The following is a 13,633-nucleotide window of genomic DNA, read 5'->3' as shown; positions in this document are numbered from 1 at the left end:
GGCAATGCATTGCGCACTGCCCGGCTTTTTTGTTTTAGAATATTTGTCGCCTAGTAGCGATAATGATCCGGCTTGAACGGGCCTTCGACCGGAACGCCGATATAATCGGCCTGGTCCTGGCTCAGCTTGTCCAGTTTCACGCCCAGTTTCGCGAGATGCAGTTCGGCGACTTTTTCGTCGAGATGCTTCGGCAAAACATAGACATCATTTTCATATTGTTCCGGACGCAACCACAATTCGATCTGCGCCAGCACCTGGTTGGTGAAGCTTGCAGACATGACGAAGCTGGGGTGACCGGTTGCGCAGCCGAGGTTCACCAGACGGCCCTGGGCCAGAATGATCAGCTTCTTGCCATCCGGGAATTTCACTTCATCAACCTGCGGCTTGATTTCGGTCCATTGCATGTTCTTCAGAGCGCTGATCTGGATTTCGCTGTCGAAGTGACCGATGTTACAGACAATCGCACGATCCTTCATGGCGCGCATGTGATCGACGGTGATGACGTCCTTGTTACCGGTCGTGGTGACGAAAATGTCAGCCCGCTTCGTGGCTTCGTCCATGGTCACGACTTCAAAGCCTTCCATCGCCGCCTGCAGCGCGCAGATCGGATCGATTTCGGTTACCAGCACGCGCGCGCCGCCGTTGCGGAGCGATTGGGCCGAGCCCTTGCCGACATCGCCGAAGCCTGCGACGGCTGCGACCTTGCCGGCGAGCATGACGTCGGTTGCGCGACGGATCGCGTCGACCAGCGACTCTTTGCAACCATAGAGATTGTCGAATTTGGACTTGGTAACGCTGTCGTTGACGTTGATCGCCGGGAAAGGCAGCTTGCCGATTTTGGCCAGCTCATAAAGACGGTGAACACCGGTGGTGGTTTCTTCCGAAACGCCCTTGATCGCTGCAACTGTCTTGGTCAGATAGCCGGGACGTTCCGCCAGGAAGCGGGTCAGGGTTGCAACGAAGACTTCTTCTTCCTCGTTTTCCGGCTTGAACAATTCTTCGCCAGCTTCAACCCGTGCGCCCCAAAGCGCGAACATCGTGGCATCGCCGCCATCGTCGAGAATCAGGTTGCAGGTCTCGTCGGCGCCCCAGTCGAAGATACGCTCAACATAGGACCAATATTCTTCGAGAGTTTCGCCTTTGATTGCGAAAACCGGGGTACCGCCGGCTGCGATCGCTGCTGCGGCGTGATCCTGGGTCGAGAAAATATTGCACGAAGCCCAGCGAACATCTGCGCCCAGATCGAGCAAGGTTTCAATCAACACGGCGGTCTGAATGGTCATGTGGAGGGAACCGGTGATCCGGGCACCCTTCAAAGGCTTATCGGCGCCAAATTCTTCACGCAGAGCCATCAGGCCCGGCATTTCGGTTTCGGCTATTTCAATCTCTTTGCGACCGAAATCGGCGAGGGAAATATCCTTGATCACATAATCTTGGGTTGCGGCTGCCACGTCTTGTCTCCTTGGAAAACGAAATGCCGCACGGGCAATCCGGTGCGGCAACATGAGTTTTCAATAACGGCTTGCGGCGTCAGAAGCAAATATAAAGATGTCTTTATATTTGGTATTTTGTAAGCCTATCACGGCGGAGGCCGTAACATTCAGAAGGTCAGGCGCTTCCAAAGCCGCTGGACAGCTTCGTCGGATCTATGCCGAGAGCCTGCCAGGCCATCAGCCACTTGTCCCCGGACTCCTTCTCATACAGCCACTCGGATTCTCCCTTGGCGATGGTCCAGCCATTCTGCGTCAATTCGCTTTCAAGCTGTCCTTCGCCCCATCCGGAATAGCCGAGTGCAATGGTCCATCGTTGCGGACCGCGGCCCTGGGCAATGGAATTGAGCATATCGAGGGAACTGCTGAGCCCCCAGCTGTCACCCACCTGGAGCGTATCCGACATATTGATATCGAGGCTGTGCAGGATGAAACCGCGCTGCGTTTCCATCGGGCCGCCGAGAAAGACATCACAGTCCGGTGCGTTGGTTGTGTCGATGTCGAACTGCTTGAGAATATCGTGAAAGCGGATTCCTTCTAACGTCTCACCGATATTGATACCCAGCGCCCCGTTTTCGTCATGCGAGCAGATTGCCACGACGGATCGCGCAAATCGGGGATCGGCCATGCCGGGTGTGGCCAGAAGAAATTGTCCGGAGAAATAGACGGGGTCATGCATGAAAGTCAGCATAGCGATGCAAATATGAACTGCCCATGGCAAATTTTGCCCGTCTCATGCTTGGCTGTTTTGCCAGCTTGCAATTTCATCCGCCTGTCACCACTATCAACTGTAGAGGCAAGCCTTCACAGCCCGAAACTATATAAGGAGCATGATATGATCAACAAAGGCGATAAGATTCCAGAAGTGAAACTGGTCAAGGCGACCGCAGACGGCCCACAGCAAATCAGCTCCAGCGAATATTTCGCCGGCAGGAAAGTGGCGCTATTTTCCGTTCCCGGCGCGTTCACACCGACTTGCTCGGCCAAGCATCTCCCCGGCTATGTCGAGAAAGCGGCCGATCTCAAAGCCAAAGGCGTTGACGAGATTGCCTGCACCGCTGTCAATGACGCCTTCGTCATGGGCGCATGGAATGATGCTGCGGGTTCGGAAGATGTCACCATGCTGGCTGACGGCAATGGCGAATTTGCGCAGGCTGTTGGCCTGACCATGGACGGTTCCGGCTTTGGCCTGGGCCAGCGCGGCCAGCGTTTCTCGATGATCGTCAATGACGGTGTCGTCGAAGAACTGAACGTCGAAGCACCGGGTGATTTCAAGGTCAGTGCTGCGGAATATATGCTCGATCAGCTTTAAGCCAAAGCGATCGAAATAACGGCCGGCGGAAACCCAGGTTCCCGCCGGCTTTTTAATGTCTACCAACCGCAGGACTTGCCCTTATTCTCTGTCTTCAGCCAGTCCATCAGCGGCGCAAAATAGCTGATCATCGCCTTGCCGTCCATTTCGCGCGTTCCGGTGAAGGCTTCGAGCGCATCGGGCCAGGGCTTGGAAGCGCCCATTTCCAGCATCGCATTCAGCTTCGCGCCGACCTGCTTGTTGCCGTAGAAAGAACAGCGGTGCAGCGGTCCTTTCCAGCCCGCGGCATCGCAGGCGGCTTTGTAGAACTGGAACTGCAGGATTCGGGCGAGGAAATAGCGTGAATAAGGGGTATTGCCCGGAATATGATATTTTCCGCCGGGATCGAAGGCATCGGCAGGACGCTCGACCGGTGGTGTGATGCCCTGATATTGCAGCTTCAGGTCATGCCAAGCAGTTGTATAGTCATCTGGCTTGATGCTGCCCTGAAATACGCCCCAGCGCCATTTGTCGACCAGCAGGCCGAATGGCAGAAATGCGACCTTGTCCATCGCCTGACGCAACAACAGGCCGATATCCTTGTCGGCGCTCGGCACCTTCTTGGCGTCGAGCAAGCCGACCTGAACCAGATATTCCGGCGTGATCGACAAGGCGACTGCATCGCCGATCGCTTCGTGGAACCCGTCATTGGCACCGTCAAGATGGAGATAGCTCTGCTTGTTATAGGCGCGCTGGTAATAATTATGCCCAAGCTCGTGATGAATGGTGGTGAAATCATCGCCATTGACCTTGATGCACATTTTGATCCGGATATCGTCCTTGTTGTCGATATCCCAGGCGCTCGCATGGCAGACCACTTCGCGGTCAGCCGGTTTGGTAAACAGCGAACGCTGCCAGAAAGTTTCGGGTAAGGGTTCAAAGCCAAGCGAGGAGAAGAAGCCCTCGCCTGCCTTGACCATCTTCATCGCATCATAATCTTTCGCGGCCAGCAATTCGGTCGTGTCGAAGCCAATGTCCCCGGCTCCTTCCGGAGCAACGATATCGTAGATATTGCCCCATTCCTGCGCCCACATATTGCCGAGAAGGTCGGCGCGGATCGGTCCGGTTTCTGGCTGAACGGCATCACCATATTTTTCATTCAGCTTGTCACGAGTGTAGCAATGGAGCTGGTCATAGAGTGGCTTGACCTGCGCCCATAGCTTGTCGGTCAGCTTGGCGAAATCGTCGGCCGGCATATCATAGCCCGAACGCCACATTGCGCCGACATCGGCGAAACCGAGTTCCTTGGCGCCTTCATTGGCGATCTCGACCATGCGGGCATAGTCATCCTTCATCGGCGCGCCGACATTGCTGTGCCAGCTTTCCCACATTTCGGAAAGTTCTTCTGGATTGCGATTGGTGCCCATCGCCGCCTCAATGTCGGAACCGTTGATTTCCTTGCCGTTCAGCGTGCCCTTGCCCTTGCCGTAGGCAGAGTTCAGCTTGGTCGCGATCTCGTTCAGCTCGGTCGACGCGCCTTCTGTGGTTGGCGCAGGGAGCACGATCCCGCCGCGCAATTTGTCCAATTTTCGCCGGGTGACAGCATCAAGGCCTTCGACATTGTTGAACATCGCCGCATCAATCGCGGCCTGCACCGACATCGTCGTTCCCTCTGCGCCTATTTTGGCGGCCAAGGCGTCGGTATCGTCGGTGATGAAGTTGGAATTGATCCAGTAGATCCGCCCGGCGTCGATGGAAAAGTCGAACAGCTGCTTTTCGGTTTCCTCGACAAATTTTCTGGCATCGGCTGCCGTCGGTGCAGCGGTTGCCTCCATTGCGTCATTCTCATGATGCTTGGCCAATGCAGGGGTTGCCAGAGCCATGGTGGCGATTGCGACGATCGAAGCGGCGGTTTTCATAGATTGATCCTCAACTGTTGATATTTTGGTTGGAATTGAAACTTTATCGACTGTCGGTCAAGTCCGTGTTTCGCTCAATCGCCAGATAAGCGCTGCGATCATCGCGACCGTGCCGACGATCCAGCTGATGGTTTTTACCGGTTTCGCCAATGCCGCTGTTCCCGCAAGAATGTCACTGCCCTGTTCGTTGACCAGCTGAACCAGCTGACAGATTGTTTCGACATAATCGGTCAGGCCGAAGAGGAAATAGCTGAGCACGCATAACAGGCCGACCTTCTTCAAGGTGGGTGATTTCGCGCGCTGCCAGATCAGCCGCCCGCCAATGATGCCGCCCGACATGTAAAGAAAAATGAAGACGAGATCGGCGATCATGCCCCAGCGGGCCATATCCAGCACCCCTGCGGCGGCCCAGCTTTGCTGGATCGCATTCACGCGCGCCGCCGTCGCCGCGCTCTGATGGTCCAAAATCCCTCCCGGCGCGACCGCAGTCTCCAGCACGCCGCCCGACGCCACCAGATAGAAAAACAGCGCCAGACCACCGCCCCAGAATATCCAGAAATTGCGCCAGCTATACAGTTTCGGCATTGTTCCTCCTATCCGACAAGAAAGCGCACCATTTCCTGGCTCATTTCCGCTTTGGTCACACTGCTCATATGGGTTCCCGGGATAGCGACATGATGGCCGTTGAGCAAAATTGCCGCCAGTTCTTCCGGATCGCCATTGTCGCGATCCTCGCTGCCGCACAGGACCAGCGTCTCTGTTTCTATGCTCGCAGCCTCGGCCGGATCCATATCCGAAAAAGTTCCGAGCAATAGCCTTGCTGCCACCGGGTCAATTTTCTGGCTCTTCATGAACTGGATAGCCATCCAGTGCGGATCACCGCGTCTGGCGCTGTCTCTTGTGTCGATTGCCGCAAAAAAGAAGTCCCGTCTGCGGGCCCATCCGGCAAGACCTGCCAGACCCATGCCCGCCAATATCGCCTTGCCCGGCTGCGTGCCGGTCGCCATTAATTTGGCTGCTGTTCTCGCACCCAGCGAAAATCCGCCCAGGTCAAAGTCGGTCAATTCCAGATGCGCGATCAGCGCCTCGATGTCCCTGAGCAGCACGTCGGCGGGATATGCGGCGGGATCATGCGGTGCCTCGCTCTCACCATGGGCGCGCAGGTCGGGCATGATCACCCGGAACCCGGCGTCGGCCAAGGCCTGAGCATGACCGAATTTTATCCAGTTGGTTTGGGCGTTGGAGAACAGACCATGAAGCAGGATCACCGGACGCCCCTCCCCCATTTCATGGATTTTGAGCTTTACTCCATCGAAGGAAGAAAAATCCCAGTTTTTTACGTTCATCAAACGGTTCTCATATTCCAAAATTTATCAAAGCCAGGACCAAGGAAGAGATTTCAGCGAAGTCCATCGGTATCCGGTCCTGCGAATTCGAAATGATGGCTCTCGATCAAGATATAGTGCTGACCATGCGGTCCGTTCTAAAGCTTCAGGTCCATAGAGGAAAGCCACAAAAGTCTAGCGCTCGGCAAGGCCCTTTTGCTTCATCCGCCATAGCGCCAGATCGATCCGGTCCTGTCCGAAAAAAGGCTCGCCTTCATATACTAGTGTCGGAACGCCCCAGTGGCCGGCGGCTTCCAGAGCCTTCTGATTATCGGCAATTTCCGCATCCAGACTTTCGGCCTGCGCCCCGGCCTCGGCCTTTAGTTCCGCAAGATCGAGGCCAGCCCGTTTGGCTGCTTTTTCCAGATAGTCGCCTTCATGCCAGCCTGCGGTGCCACCCCAGATCAACTGCGAGACTTCATCAGCAAATTCCAGTCCCTTGCCCCGCCGGGAGGCCGCCTGCCCCATCCGGGTCAGTTCAAAAATATAGGGCTGTTCATCGGCAATCTTGCGCGTCGCGATATCCTGGACGATCGGGTCGGGATTGGGCGGTGCCAGAGGGATACCCATATGCTGCGCCACCCGGAAGATATCCTTGAACACATAGCCCAGCCAGTTGGGGTGGTTCTTTTCGAAAAAGTCCGGCTCGCGGATCGCCAGCGGATAGACGAAACGCTGATTGATCTGCAGATCATATTGCTGCGTCAGCGCCACGTATCGCCGCGTCGCGAGATAGCTATAGGGTGAGCGAAATGACCAATATACGTCTGCGTTCAATGTCATGTCTGTATCGTAACTCCGAATGCAATCTGCGCAAGTACATAGTGATTGTTATTAGTAAGCATTGCTATTATATCTCCACTTATGAGCGAAGCTATCGGATTTCTGATACATGACACGGCCCGGCTGTTCCGCCGGGAATTGAACGATCGCATGCGGCACAGTGGCGTGACCGCACTGCAATGGCGACTGCTTGCCTATCTGGCGCGCAACGAGGGTACCAATCAGATCAAGCTGGCGGAATTTCTGGAAGTCGAGCCGATAACCCTCTCCCGCATGATCGACCGGCTTGCTGATGCCGGCATGCTGAGCCGCCGCCGCGACCCGGACGACCGACGCGCGTGGTGCCTCTATCTCGAAGCAAAATCATGGCCATTGATCGATGAACTGCGGGCCGCGTCCGCTACGCTCGCCGACGAGGCGCAAGATGGCCTGAGTGCGGAGGAGCGCGAGCAACTGGGAAAGCTTGTCGAACGGATACGCCAGAATTTGTCGCGCAAGGCATCTGATGCAAAACAACCCGAAAAAGTGGCCTGATGGACATGCTGGAATCCAAAGAAATATCGCAACAAGATGATTCGTCGACCGGCCTGCCTGAAGATGATCAGGAATCGACCCCGGTCGACGGCATTCCGGCGAGCAATCCCCAGCGCCGCTGGGGCCGCTGGATCATCATGGCGATTGTGCCCCTGACCCTGATCGCGATCGGGTCATATTTCTGGCTGACCAGCGGGCAGAGCGTGTCCACCGACAATGCCTATATCCAGCAGGACCGGGTTTCGGTTTCCGCCGAAGTCGGTGGCAGGATCATCGAAACCAGGGTCAGTGAAAATGATCTGGTAAAAGAAGGCGACATATTGTTCCGGATAGATCCTGCTCCCTTCGAAATTGCGCTGGCACAGGCCAATGCCGCGATTGCCGGTGCGGAAGTACAGCTTGAGGCCCTGCGCACTACCGCTGCCGGGAGCAGCGTCGACATAGCTGCAGCCCGGGAAGATATCGGATTTGCCCAGGCCACGTTCGAACGGCAACTGGCGCTGATGCAACGCGGTTTCACCACCAGGGCCGACTTTGAAGCCGCCCAGCATGCGGTCGAGCAGGCGCGCGAGAAACTGCGCCAGGCGCAGGCTGATGCCGCCGAAGCGCAAAGTTTCGCGGCCAATGCCCGTTCGATGCCGGGCGAGAATCCAGCCATTGCCGCAGCGAAAGTACAGCGGGAGCAGGCACGTCTGAACCTGTCCCGCACAATCGTGCGGGCGCCTTCCTCCGGACGGGTAGCCCAGGCAGACCGGTTGCAACCCGGACAGATGATGGTCAGCGGGCTCCCTGCCCTTACCATTATCGCCGACAAGAAAAGCTGGGTGGAGGCCAATTTCAAGGAAACCAGCCTGGCGAAGATGCAAGTTGGTCAACGGGCCGACATCACCCTCGACGCCTATCCGGACATAAAGCTGAAAGGCCATGTCGAAAGCATCGGCGCCGGTACCGGCAGCGAATTTTCCGTGCTGCCGGCGCAGAATGCAACCGGTAACTGGGTAAAAGTGACCCAGCGCGTTCCCGTGCGCATCGCGATCGACGAGCCATCGCCGCGCCCGTTGATCGCTGGTCTGTCGACCGAAGTGACCGTCGATATCCGCTCCCAGGGCAAGTGATGGCGACCACCGCAGCGGCCGCCGGTTCCGCGCCAGAAAACAAACTTACCCCATTGAACCGCGGGCTTTTGACTTTGGCTGTCATGGGTGCCTCGATCATCCAGATACTCGACTCGACCATTGCCAATGTTGCATTGCCGCACATGCAAACCAGTCTCGGTGCGTCGCTCGACACAGTGACCTGGGTCCTCACCAGCTATATTATCGCCTCTGCCATTGCCATGCCGATCACCGGCTGGCTCGCCGACCGGATCGGCGGGCGTCAGTTGTTTCTGATTTCGGTGGCCGGCTTTGTCTTCGCGTCGATGCTCTGCGGGCTCGCTACAAATCTTGAGGAAATGGTCGCATTCCGGGTTTTGCAGGGCATCAGCGGTGCCTTTATCGCCCCGCTGGCCCAGACCGTCCTGCTCGACATCAATCCCCCCGAGCGCCACGCCCGCGCCATGGCAATATGGGGAATGGGCATCATGGTGGGACCAATCCTGGGCCCGATCATTGGCGGCTGGCTAACGGAAAATTACAGTTGGCGCTGGTGCTTTTACGTCAATGTTCCGATCGGCATTGCGACAATCGCAGCGCTCTGGGCGCTGCTGCCGAAAAAAGCCGTGTTCCGGCGAAAGTTCGATCATCTCGGTTTCTGGGCGCTCGCGGTCGGACTTGGGAGCTTGCAGCTCATGCTGGATCGCGGCACCCAGCTGGACTGGTTCGACAGCTGGGAAATCCGGATCGAGGCGGCGCTTTCGATCGCTGCATTCTGGGTTTTCGCCGTGCAAATGGCAACAGCCAAAGGCGCGCTATTTGCCCGGGAAATGCTGACCAACCGAAGCTTCGCCACCAGCCTGTTCTTCATGATTGCCATCGGCATCGTGATGTTCGCAAATATGGCCTTGTTGCCACCGATGATGCAGAATCTCTATGGCTATCCGGTCATCGACACCGGCCTTCTCCTAGCCCCGCGCGGCGTCGGCATATTGCTCAGCATGGCGATCGCCGGCAGGCTGGTGGGGAAAGTGGATGCTCGCCTGCTAGTCGGCACCGGATTTTTGATAGTCGCCTTGTCCCTGTGGCAGATGAGCCAATGGTCGGTAGAGATGGATTGGCATCCCTTTGTCATCAGCGGCCTGATTCAGGGGCTTGGCATGGGCCTGGTGTTCATTCCGCTGAACACTCTGGCTTTCGCTTCCCTGCCACCGCATCTGCGAACCGACGGATCAAGCCTGCTCAACCTGTTTCGCAGCATCGGCGCATCGATCGGCATCTCGATTGCATCCGCGCTGCTGGGCAGAAACATCCAGACCAGCCACAGTGACCTGGCGTCCAATGTGACCGGCTCGACGATAAACAATATCGATGCCAGCACGGCAGATCGGTTCCAGGGCCTGGGAGATCAGGCGTTGATGATGGCCGACGCGATCATCAACAAGCAGGCGGCCATGATCGCTTATCTGGATGATTTCCGGGCGATGATGTGGGTGACGCTGGCCGTCATCCCGCTGGTCCTGCTGTTGCAGGTTCCCAAGGCGGGTGCGAAGGCCGTGCCGATGATGGAGTGACTAGCCCTTTTTCAAATGTTTGCGGCCGAGCAATTCCGCGATCTGCACAGCATTGAGCGCCGCGCCCTTGCGCAGATTGTCGCTGACGCACCAGATGTTCAGACCGTTTTCGACCGTCGGATCTTCGCGTACGCGGCTGATGAAGGTGGCGCCATCGCCGACACATTCCACCGGGGTGACATAGCCTTCATCCTCGCGCTTATCGACCAGCATGATGCCGGGCGCGTCACGCAGGATTTTCTGGGCGTCCTTGGCGGACAATTCTTTTTCGAACTCGATATTGATCGACTCGCTGTGACCGACAAAAACCGGCACGCGGACGCAGGTTGCTGTTACCTTGATTTTTGGATCGAGAATCTTCTTGGTCTCAACGACCATTTTCCACTCTTCCTTGGTCGAGCCGTCGTCGAGGAATACATCGATATGCGGGATCACGTTGAACGCGATCTGCTTGGTGAAGACGTGGCTTTCCTTGGGATCGCCGACGAAAATGGCGCGGGACTGTTCGAACAATTCGTCCATGCCGCCCTTGCCGGCGCCGGAAACCGACTGATAGGTGGACACGACCACCCGCTTGATCGTCGCCGCATCATGCAATGGTTTCAGCGCCACAACCATCTGCGCGGTCGAGCAATTGGGATTGGCGATGATATTGCGCTTGGTATAGCCGCTGATCGCCTCGGGGTTCACTTCGGGCACGATCAACGGAACGTCCGGATCCATGCGATAGAGCGAACTGTTGTCGATCACCACGCAGCCTGCCGCAGCAGCCTTGGGTGCATATTCCTTGGTCGGACCGGAACCGGCAGCAAACAGGGCGATATCCCAGCCTGAAAAATCGAAATGCTCGATATTCTGGACCTTGAGCATCTTGCCGGTGTCGCCAATCTCGATTTCGCTGCCTTGCGAGCGGGACGAAGCCACGGCGGCGATCTCGTCATAGGGGAATTCACGCTCGACCAATACATTGAGCATCTCGCGCCCGACATTGCCCGTGGCACCAACGACTGCAATTTTGTAACCCATGAAACTTTTCCTGTTCCTGATATTAAAACAGCCGGTTTTCCTTGGGAGGAGAACCGGCTGTCTGAAACTTTTATAAAGCGATGATTATTTTTTCGCTTCAGTGCCTTTCGCTGGCTGGTTCAAACGGCGTTCCGCAATACGGGCCCGTTTACCAGTCCGGCCACGCAGATAGTAAAGTTTCGCGCGACGCACGATACCGCGGCGAACCACGGTGATGCTTTCAATGTTCGGGGAGTAAAGCGGGAACACACGCTCAACGCCTTCGCCGAACGACATTTTGCGTACGGTGAAGTTGGAGCCCATGCCGCGATTGGTCCGTGCAATGCACACACCTTCAAAATTCTGGGTACGAACGCGCTCGCCTTCGACGACGCGAACACCGACGCGCAATGTATCACCAGCGCGAAATTCGGGGATTTCCTTGGACGCGATAAATGCGTCTACGGCTTCTTTTTCTAGTGTCTGAATCAGGTTCATGACCTATTCCTTATCTTTATCTTTTTCCTGCGCACCAGAGGGCGACTGATCCGGAGCGTCCCTGTGACGCTCCCATAAATCCGGCCGCCTTAGCCGTGTATCTTCCTCTGCCCGTTGTTTCCGCCAAGCAGCTATTTTCGCATGATCCCCCGATCGCAAAACTTCAGGGATAATGCGCCCTTCCCATATTTGAGGTCGGGTATATTGCGGATATTCCAGAATAACGTTCTCGAAACTCTCGTCATCTCCGCTAGAAGACGCGCCCATTACCCCGGGAAGCAGCCGAATGCAAGCGTCTAAAAGCACCAAGGCGCCCATTTCTCCGCCGGACAGGACATAGTCGCCGATCGACACTTCCTCGATCTCGCGGGCGTCGAACAGGCGCTCGTCAAATCCTTCAAAACGGCCACAGATTATGGTGACGCCGGGACCGGTCGCGATTTCGCGGACGCGGGCCTGGGTGAGCGGTTTCCCGCGCGGGGTCATGGCGAGGACGGGGGCGTGTGGTGGTGGAGCCGTTCGTGCTGAGCTTGTCGAAGCACCGCTCGCCTCACCACCCTGTCCTTCGACAGGCTCAGGACGAACGGAGTTCTGTGCCGCCACGTATTTTTCCATCCGCTCCACAGCATGGTCCACCGCTGCGGCCATGATATCCGCCCGCAGCACCATGCCGGCACCGCCGCCCGCCGGCGTGTCATCGACGCTGCGATGTTTGTCGGTCGCGAAATTGCGGGGGTTGATGGTGTCGCAGGCCCACTTGCCCTCCGAGAGCGCCCTGCCTGCCAGCGATGTGCCAAGCGGCCCGGGAAACATCTCCGGGTAAAGGGTGAGGATTTGAGCGGTGAAGGTCATTTATGTGGTTCAATCCAATGACCGGTGTCGATTGCTTTCGCTATGTGCCCCATGGTCAGCCGTTCCAGTTCGTTAGGATAACCAAATGTCCCGCGAAACGGCCAACTAATCAATTGCCAGACTAACATTGGCAAGAAAAGAGGAGATAACCCTTCGTCCAATATTGCAAATCGGTCCCACGGCCATTGATAGACTTCATCTCCATATTTTTCGGCTATCAGATCGACGAACTCTATCACATCGCCTCCAGCGATTCTCAAATCTTGGTTGACAGACGTCTTTTCATTGATCAATTTCAAGCCAGATATTTGCCTAGCCATGGAAATGATATTTGATAGCGTGTCTTCGCTCACGTCGCAAACTCCACGCTTTCAATAGCAGCAAAAGGTGTCGGAGTGTTCGTGGTGAAAGTCATTTCTTTCTGCGCCCGTTGATCCACAATATTCCGGTGGTCATGCCGACGAAGAAACTGCCGAACAGGCCGACGGCGGCGCCGATCGACATCGTCATCATGCCGCCGCTGCTGCAGATTTCGGCATCAAGGCAGTGATCGGACTGGATCCACCACAGGCTGAACAGCCAGTAGAGGACAAACAGCAAGGGGACGGGAAGGCTTGCCAGGAAGGGCAGCCAGGCGAGATTTATGTCGGGGTTCCGCCGCCTGGCAATCTCGATGATCGCAATCGTCAGGCCTGCGATGACCAGGATGGTCACGATCAGCATCATTGCGGTTCGACAAAGTCCGCCAGCACGATCGCCGGATCGCCGCGCATGTCGATCGCCTTGACCGGCACCATGAATTTCTTGCCACTGGCGCGTTCGATCTCGATCACATCGCCGGCGCCAAATTCGTAGATAGCGAATATCTTGCCCAGTTCTTCGCCCGCGTCGGAGACGCAGCGCAGGCCGATGATGTCGATATGGTAGAATTCATCCTCGTCCAGTTCCGGCAAGGCGGCACGCGGGACGGTGAGTTCGGTGCCGCGGGCGGCTTCGGCGGCGTTGCGGTCGGTGATTTCGGCAATCCGTGCAATTGCGCCCATTTTATGGGGTTTGACGGATTTCAGCGTCAATGCGCCGCCGTTGAAATTTTTGTGCACAGTCAGGCTGTCGAGACTGTCACAGAACAGCTTGAGCCGGACCTCGCCGGTGATCCCGTGAGCACCGATAATGACGGCGAGCGGGACGGGTTTGTCCGGGTTCATTGA

16 protein-coding genes are annotated in these 13,633 nt (G+C 56.6%); 4 read left to right on the top strand and 12 right to left on the bottom strand.

The features are described 5' to 3' along the window. Positions 1-50: 50 nt before the first annotated feature. Both ahcY and AZE99_RS07545 read right to left on the bottom strand, forming a co-directional pair. Positions 51-1,505, bottom strand: a complete 1,455-nt coding sequence (gene ahcY / locus AZE99_RS07550) for an adenosylhomocysteinase (protein ID WP_067199440.1) — start codon at positions 1,503-1,505, stop codon at positions 51-53. Positions 1,506-1,608: 103 nt separating this feature from the next. Next, a complete protein-coding gene (locus AZE99_RS07545) occupies positions 1,609-2,169 on the bottom strand; it encodes a YqgE/AlgH family protein (protein ID WP_067203411.1) in 561 nt (186 codons plus the stop codon). A gap of 156 nt (positions 2,170-2,325) precedes the next feature. Between AZE99_RS07545 and AZE99_RS07540 the strand changes: the two genes are divergently transcribed. Continuing rightward, complete coding sequence (locus tag AZE99_RS07540) at positions 2,326-2,802, top strand: peroxiredoxin (RefSeq protein ID WP_067199437.1); 477 nt, start codon at positions 2,326-2,328, stop codon at positions 2,800-2,802. A 59-nt stretch (positions 2,803-2,861) separates the two neighbouring features. Here the strand turns inward: AZE99_RS07540 and AZE99_RS07535 are convergent, their stop codons facing one another. The 4 genes from AZE99_RS07535 to AZE99_RS07520 form a co-directional block, all read right to left on the bottom strand. Then, positions 2,862-4,700: a M2 family metallopeptidase gene (locus AZE99_RS07535; protein ID WP_067199434.1), complete on the bottom strand. Its 1,839-nt coding sequence runs from the start codon at positions 4,698-4,700 to the stop codon at positions 2,862-2,864. A gap of 57 nt (positions 4,701-4,757) precedes the next feature. Beyond that, positions 4,758-5,285, bottom strand: a complete 528-nt coding sequence (locus AZE99_RS07530) for a hypothetical protein (protein WP_067199431.1) — start codon at positions 5,283-5,285, stop codon at positions 4,758-4,760. 8 nt (positions 5,286-5,293) lie between these two features. Then, positions 5,294-6,046, bottom strand: a complete 753-nt coding sequence (locus tag AZE99_RS07525; RefSeq protein WP_067199428.1) for an alpha/beta fold hydrolase — start codon at positions 6,044-6,046, stop codon at positions 5,294-5,296. Between the two features lie 174 nt (positions 6,047-6,220). Next, positions 6,221-6,868 (bottom strand): 2-hydroxychromene-2-carboxylate isomerase, encoded by a 648-nt coding sequence (locus tag AZE99_RS07520; RefSeq protein WP_067199426.1) that lies wholly within the window; start codon positions 6,866-6,868, stop codon positions 6,221-6,223. Between the two features lie 81 nt (positions 6,869-6,949). On the opposite strand from AZE99_RS07520, the gene AZE99_RS07515 reads away from it, so the two are divergent. From AZE99_RS07515 to AZE99_RS07505, 3 genes are read left to right on the top strand one after another with little or no spacing between them, the layout of a single operon-like run. After that, positions 6,950-7,402: a MarR family winged helix-turn-helix transcriptional regulator gene (locus tag AZE99_RS07515; protein ID WP_067199424.1), complete on the top strand. Its 453-nt coding sequence runs from the start codon at positions 6,950-6,952 to the stop codon at positions 7,400-7,402. A 5-nt stretch (positions 7,403-7,407) separates the two neighbouring features. After that, positions 7,408-8,517, top strand: coding sequence for an HlyD family secretion protein (locus tag AZE99_RS07510; RefSeq protein ID WP_231862716.1), 1,110 nt, complete (start codon positions 7,408-7,410; stop codon positions 8,515-8,517). Continuing rightward, positions 8,517-10,070, top strand: a complete 1,554-nt coding sequence (locus AZE99_RS07505) for a DHA2 family efflux MFS transporter permease subunit (RefSeq protein WP_067199421.1) — start codon at positions 8,517-8,519, stop codon at positions 10,068-10,070. Before AZE99_RS07510 ends, AZE99_RS07505 begins: the two co-directional genes overlap by 1 nt. Here the strand turns inward: AZE99_RS07505 and AZE99_RS07500 are convergent, their stop codons facing one another. From AZE99_RS07500 to rimM, 6 genes are all read right to left on the bottom strand, one after another. Beyond that, positions 10,071-11,096, bottom strand: a complete 1,026-nt coding sequence (locus tag AZE99_RS07500; RefSeq protein ID WP_067199418.1) for an aspartate-semialdehyde dehydrogenase — start codon at positions 11,094-11,096, stop codon at positions 10,071-10,073. It lies immediately after the preceding gene. A gap of 84 nt (positions 11,097-11,180) precedes the next feature. Next, a complete protein-coding gene (gene rplS, locus AZE99_RS07495) occupies positions 11,181-11,573 on the bottom strand; it encodes a 50S ribosomal protein L19 (protein WP_067199416.1) in 393 nt (130 codons plus the stop codon). 3 nt (positions 11,574-11,576) lie between these two features. Further along, complete coding sequence (trmD, locus tag AZE99_RS07490; RefSeq protein WP_067199414.1) at positions 11,577-12,425, bottom strand: tRNA (guanosine(37)-N1)-methyltransferase TrmD; 849 nt, start codon at positions 12,423-12,425, stop codon at positions 11,577-11,579. After that, positions 12,422-12,778 carry a hypothetical protein gene (locus AZE99_RS07485; RefSeq protein WP_156472150.1) on the bottom strand — a complete coding sequence of 119 codons (357 nt, stop codon included), beginning with the start codon at positions 12,776-12,778 and terminating at the stop codon, positions 12,422-12,424. Before AZE99_RS07485 ends, trmD begins: the two co-directional genes overlap by 4 nt. 58 nt (positions 12,779-12,836) lie before the next feature. Then, positions 12,837-13,151, bottom strand: a complete 315-nt coding sequence (locus AZE99_RS07480; protein WP_067199409.1) for a hypothetical protein — start codon at positions 13,149-13,151, stop codon at positions 12,837-12,839. After that, complete coding sequence (rimM, locus tag AZE99_RS07475) at positions 13,148-13,630, bottom strand: ribosome maturation factor RimM (RefSeq protein WP_067199406.1); 483 nt, start codon at positions 13,628-13,630, stop codon at positions 13,148-13,150. Before rimM ends, AZE99_RS07480 begins: the two co-directional genes overlap by 4 nt. Positions 13,631-13,633: the final 3 nt, after the last annotated feature.

It is taken from the genome of Sphingorhabdus sp. M41 (assembly GCF_001586275.1).
Classification (GTDB): Bacteria; Pseudomonadota; Alphaproteobacteria; order Sphingomonadales; family Sphingomonadaceae; genus Parasphingorhabdus.
Note: the sequence above shows the minus strand (reverse complement) of the source record. Positions and strands in the feature narration are given on the sequence as shown.

Excerpts from the sequence above, each read along its gene's own strand:
- trmD (WP_067199414.1), bottom strand. The coding sequence starts at position 12,425 with ATGACCTTCACCGCTCAAATCCTCACCCTTTACCCGGAGATGTTTCCC.
- AZE99_RS07480 (WP_067199409.1), bottom strand. The coding sequence starts at position 13,151 with ATGATGCTGATCGTGACCATCCTGGTCATCGCAGGCCTGACGATTGCG.
- AZE99_RS07530 (WP_067199431.1), bottom strand. The coding sequence starts at position 5,285 with ATGCCGAAACTGTATAGCTGGCGCAATTTCTGGATATTCTGGGGCGGT.
- AZE99_RS07515 (WP_067199424.1), top strand. The coding sequence starts at position 6,950 with ATGAGCGAAGCTATCGGATTTCTGATACATGACACGGCCCGGCTGTTC.
- AZE99_RS07525 (WP_067199428.1), bottom strand. The coding sequence starts at position 6,046 with ATGAACGTAAAAAACTGGGATTTTTCTTCCTTCGATGGAGTAAAGCTC.
- AZE99_RS07510 (WP_231862716.1), top strand. The coding sequence starts at position 7,408 with ATGCTGGAATCCAAAGAAATATCGCAACAAGATGATTCGTCGACCGGC.
- AZE99_RS07505 (WP_067199421.1), top strand. The coding sequence starts at position 8,517 with ATGGCGACCACCGCAGCGGCCGCCGGTTCCGCGCCAGAAAACAAACTT.
- AZE99_RS07520 (WP_067199426.1), bottom strand. The coding sequence starts at position 6,868 with ATGACATTGAACGCAGACGTATATTGGTCATTTCGCTCACCCTATAGC.
- rplS (WP_067199416.1), bottom strand. The coding sequence starts at position 11,573 with ATGAACCTGATTCAGACACTAGAAAAAGAAGCCGTAGACGCATTTATC.
- AZE99_RS07535 (WP_067199434.1), bottom strand. The coding sequence starts at position 4,700 with ATGAAAACCGCCGCTTCGATCGTCGCAATCGCCACCATGGCTCTGGCA.
- AZE99_RS07545 (WP_067203411.1), bottom strand. The coding sequence starts at position 2,169 with ATGCATGACCCCGTCTATTTCTCCGGACAATTTCTTCTGGCCACACCC.
- AZE99_RS07540 (WP_067199437.1), top strand. The coding sequence starts at position 2,326 with ATGATCAACAAAGGCGATAAGATTCCAGAAGTGAAACTGGTCAAGGCG.
- rimM (WP_067199406.1), bottom strand. The coding sequence starts at position 13,630 with ATGAACCCGGACAAACCCGTCCCGCTCGCCGTCATTATCGGTGCTCAC.
- AZE99_RS07500 (WP_067199418.1), bottom strand. The coding sequence starts at position 11,096 with ATGGGTTACAAAATTGCAGTCGTTGGTGCCACGGGCAATGTCGGGCGC.
- ahcY (WP_067199440.1), bottom strand. The coding sequence starts at position 1,505 with ATGTTGCCGCACCGGATTGCCCGTGCGGCATTTCGTTTTCCAAGGAGA.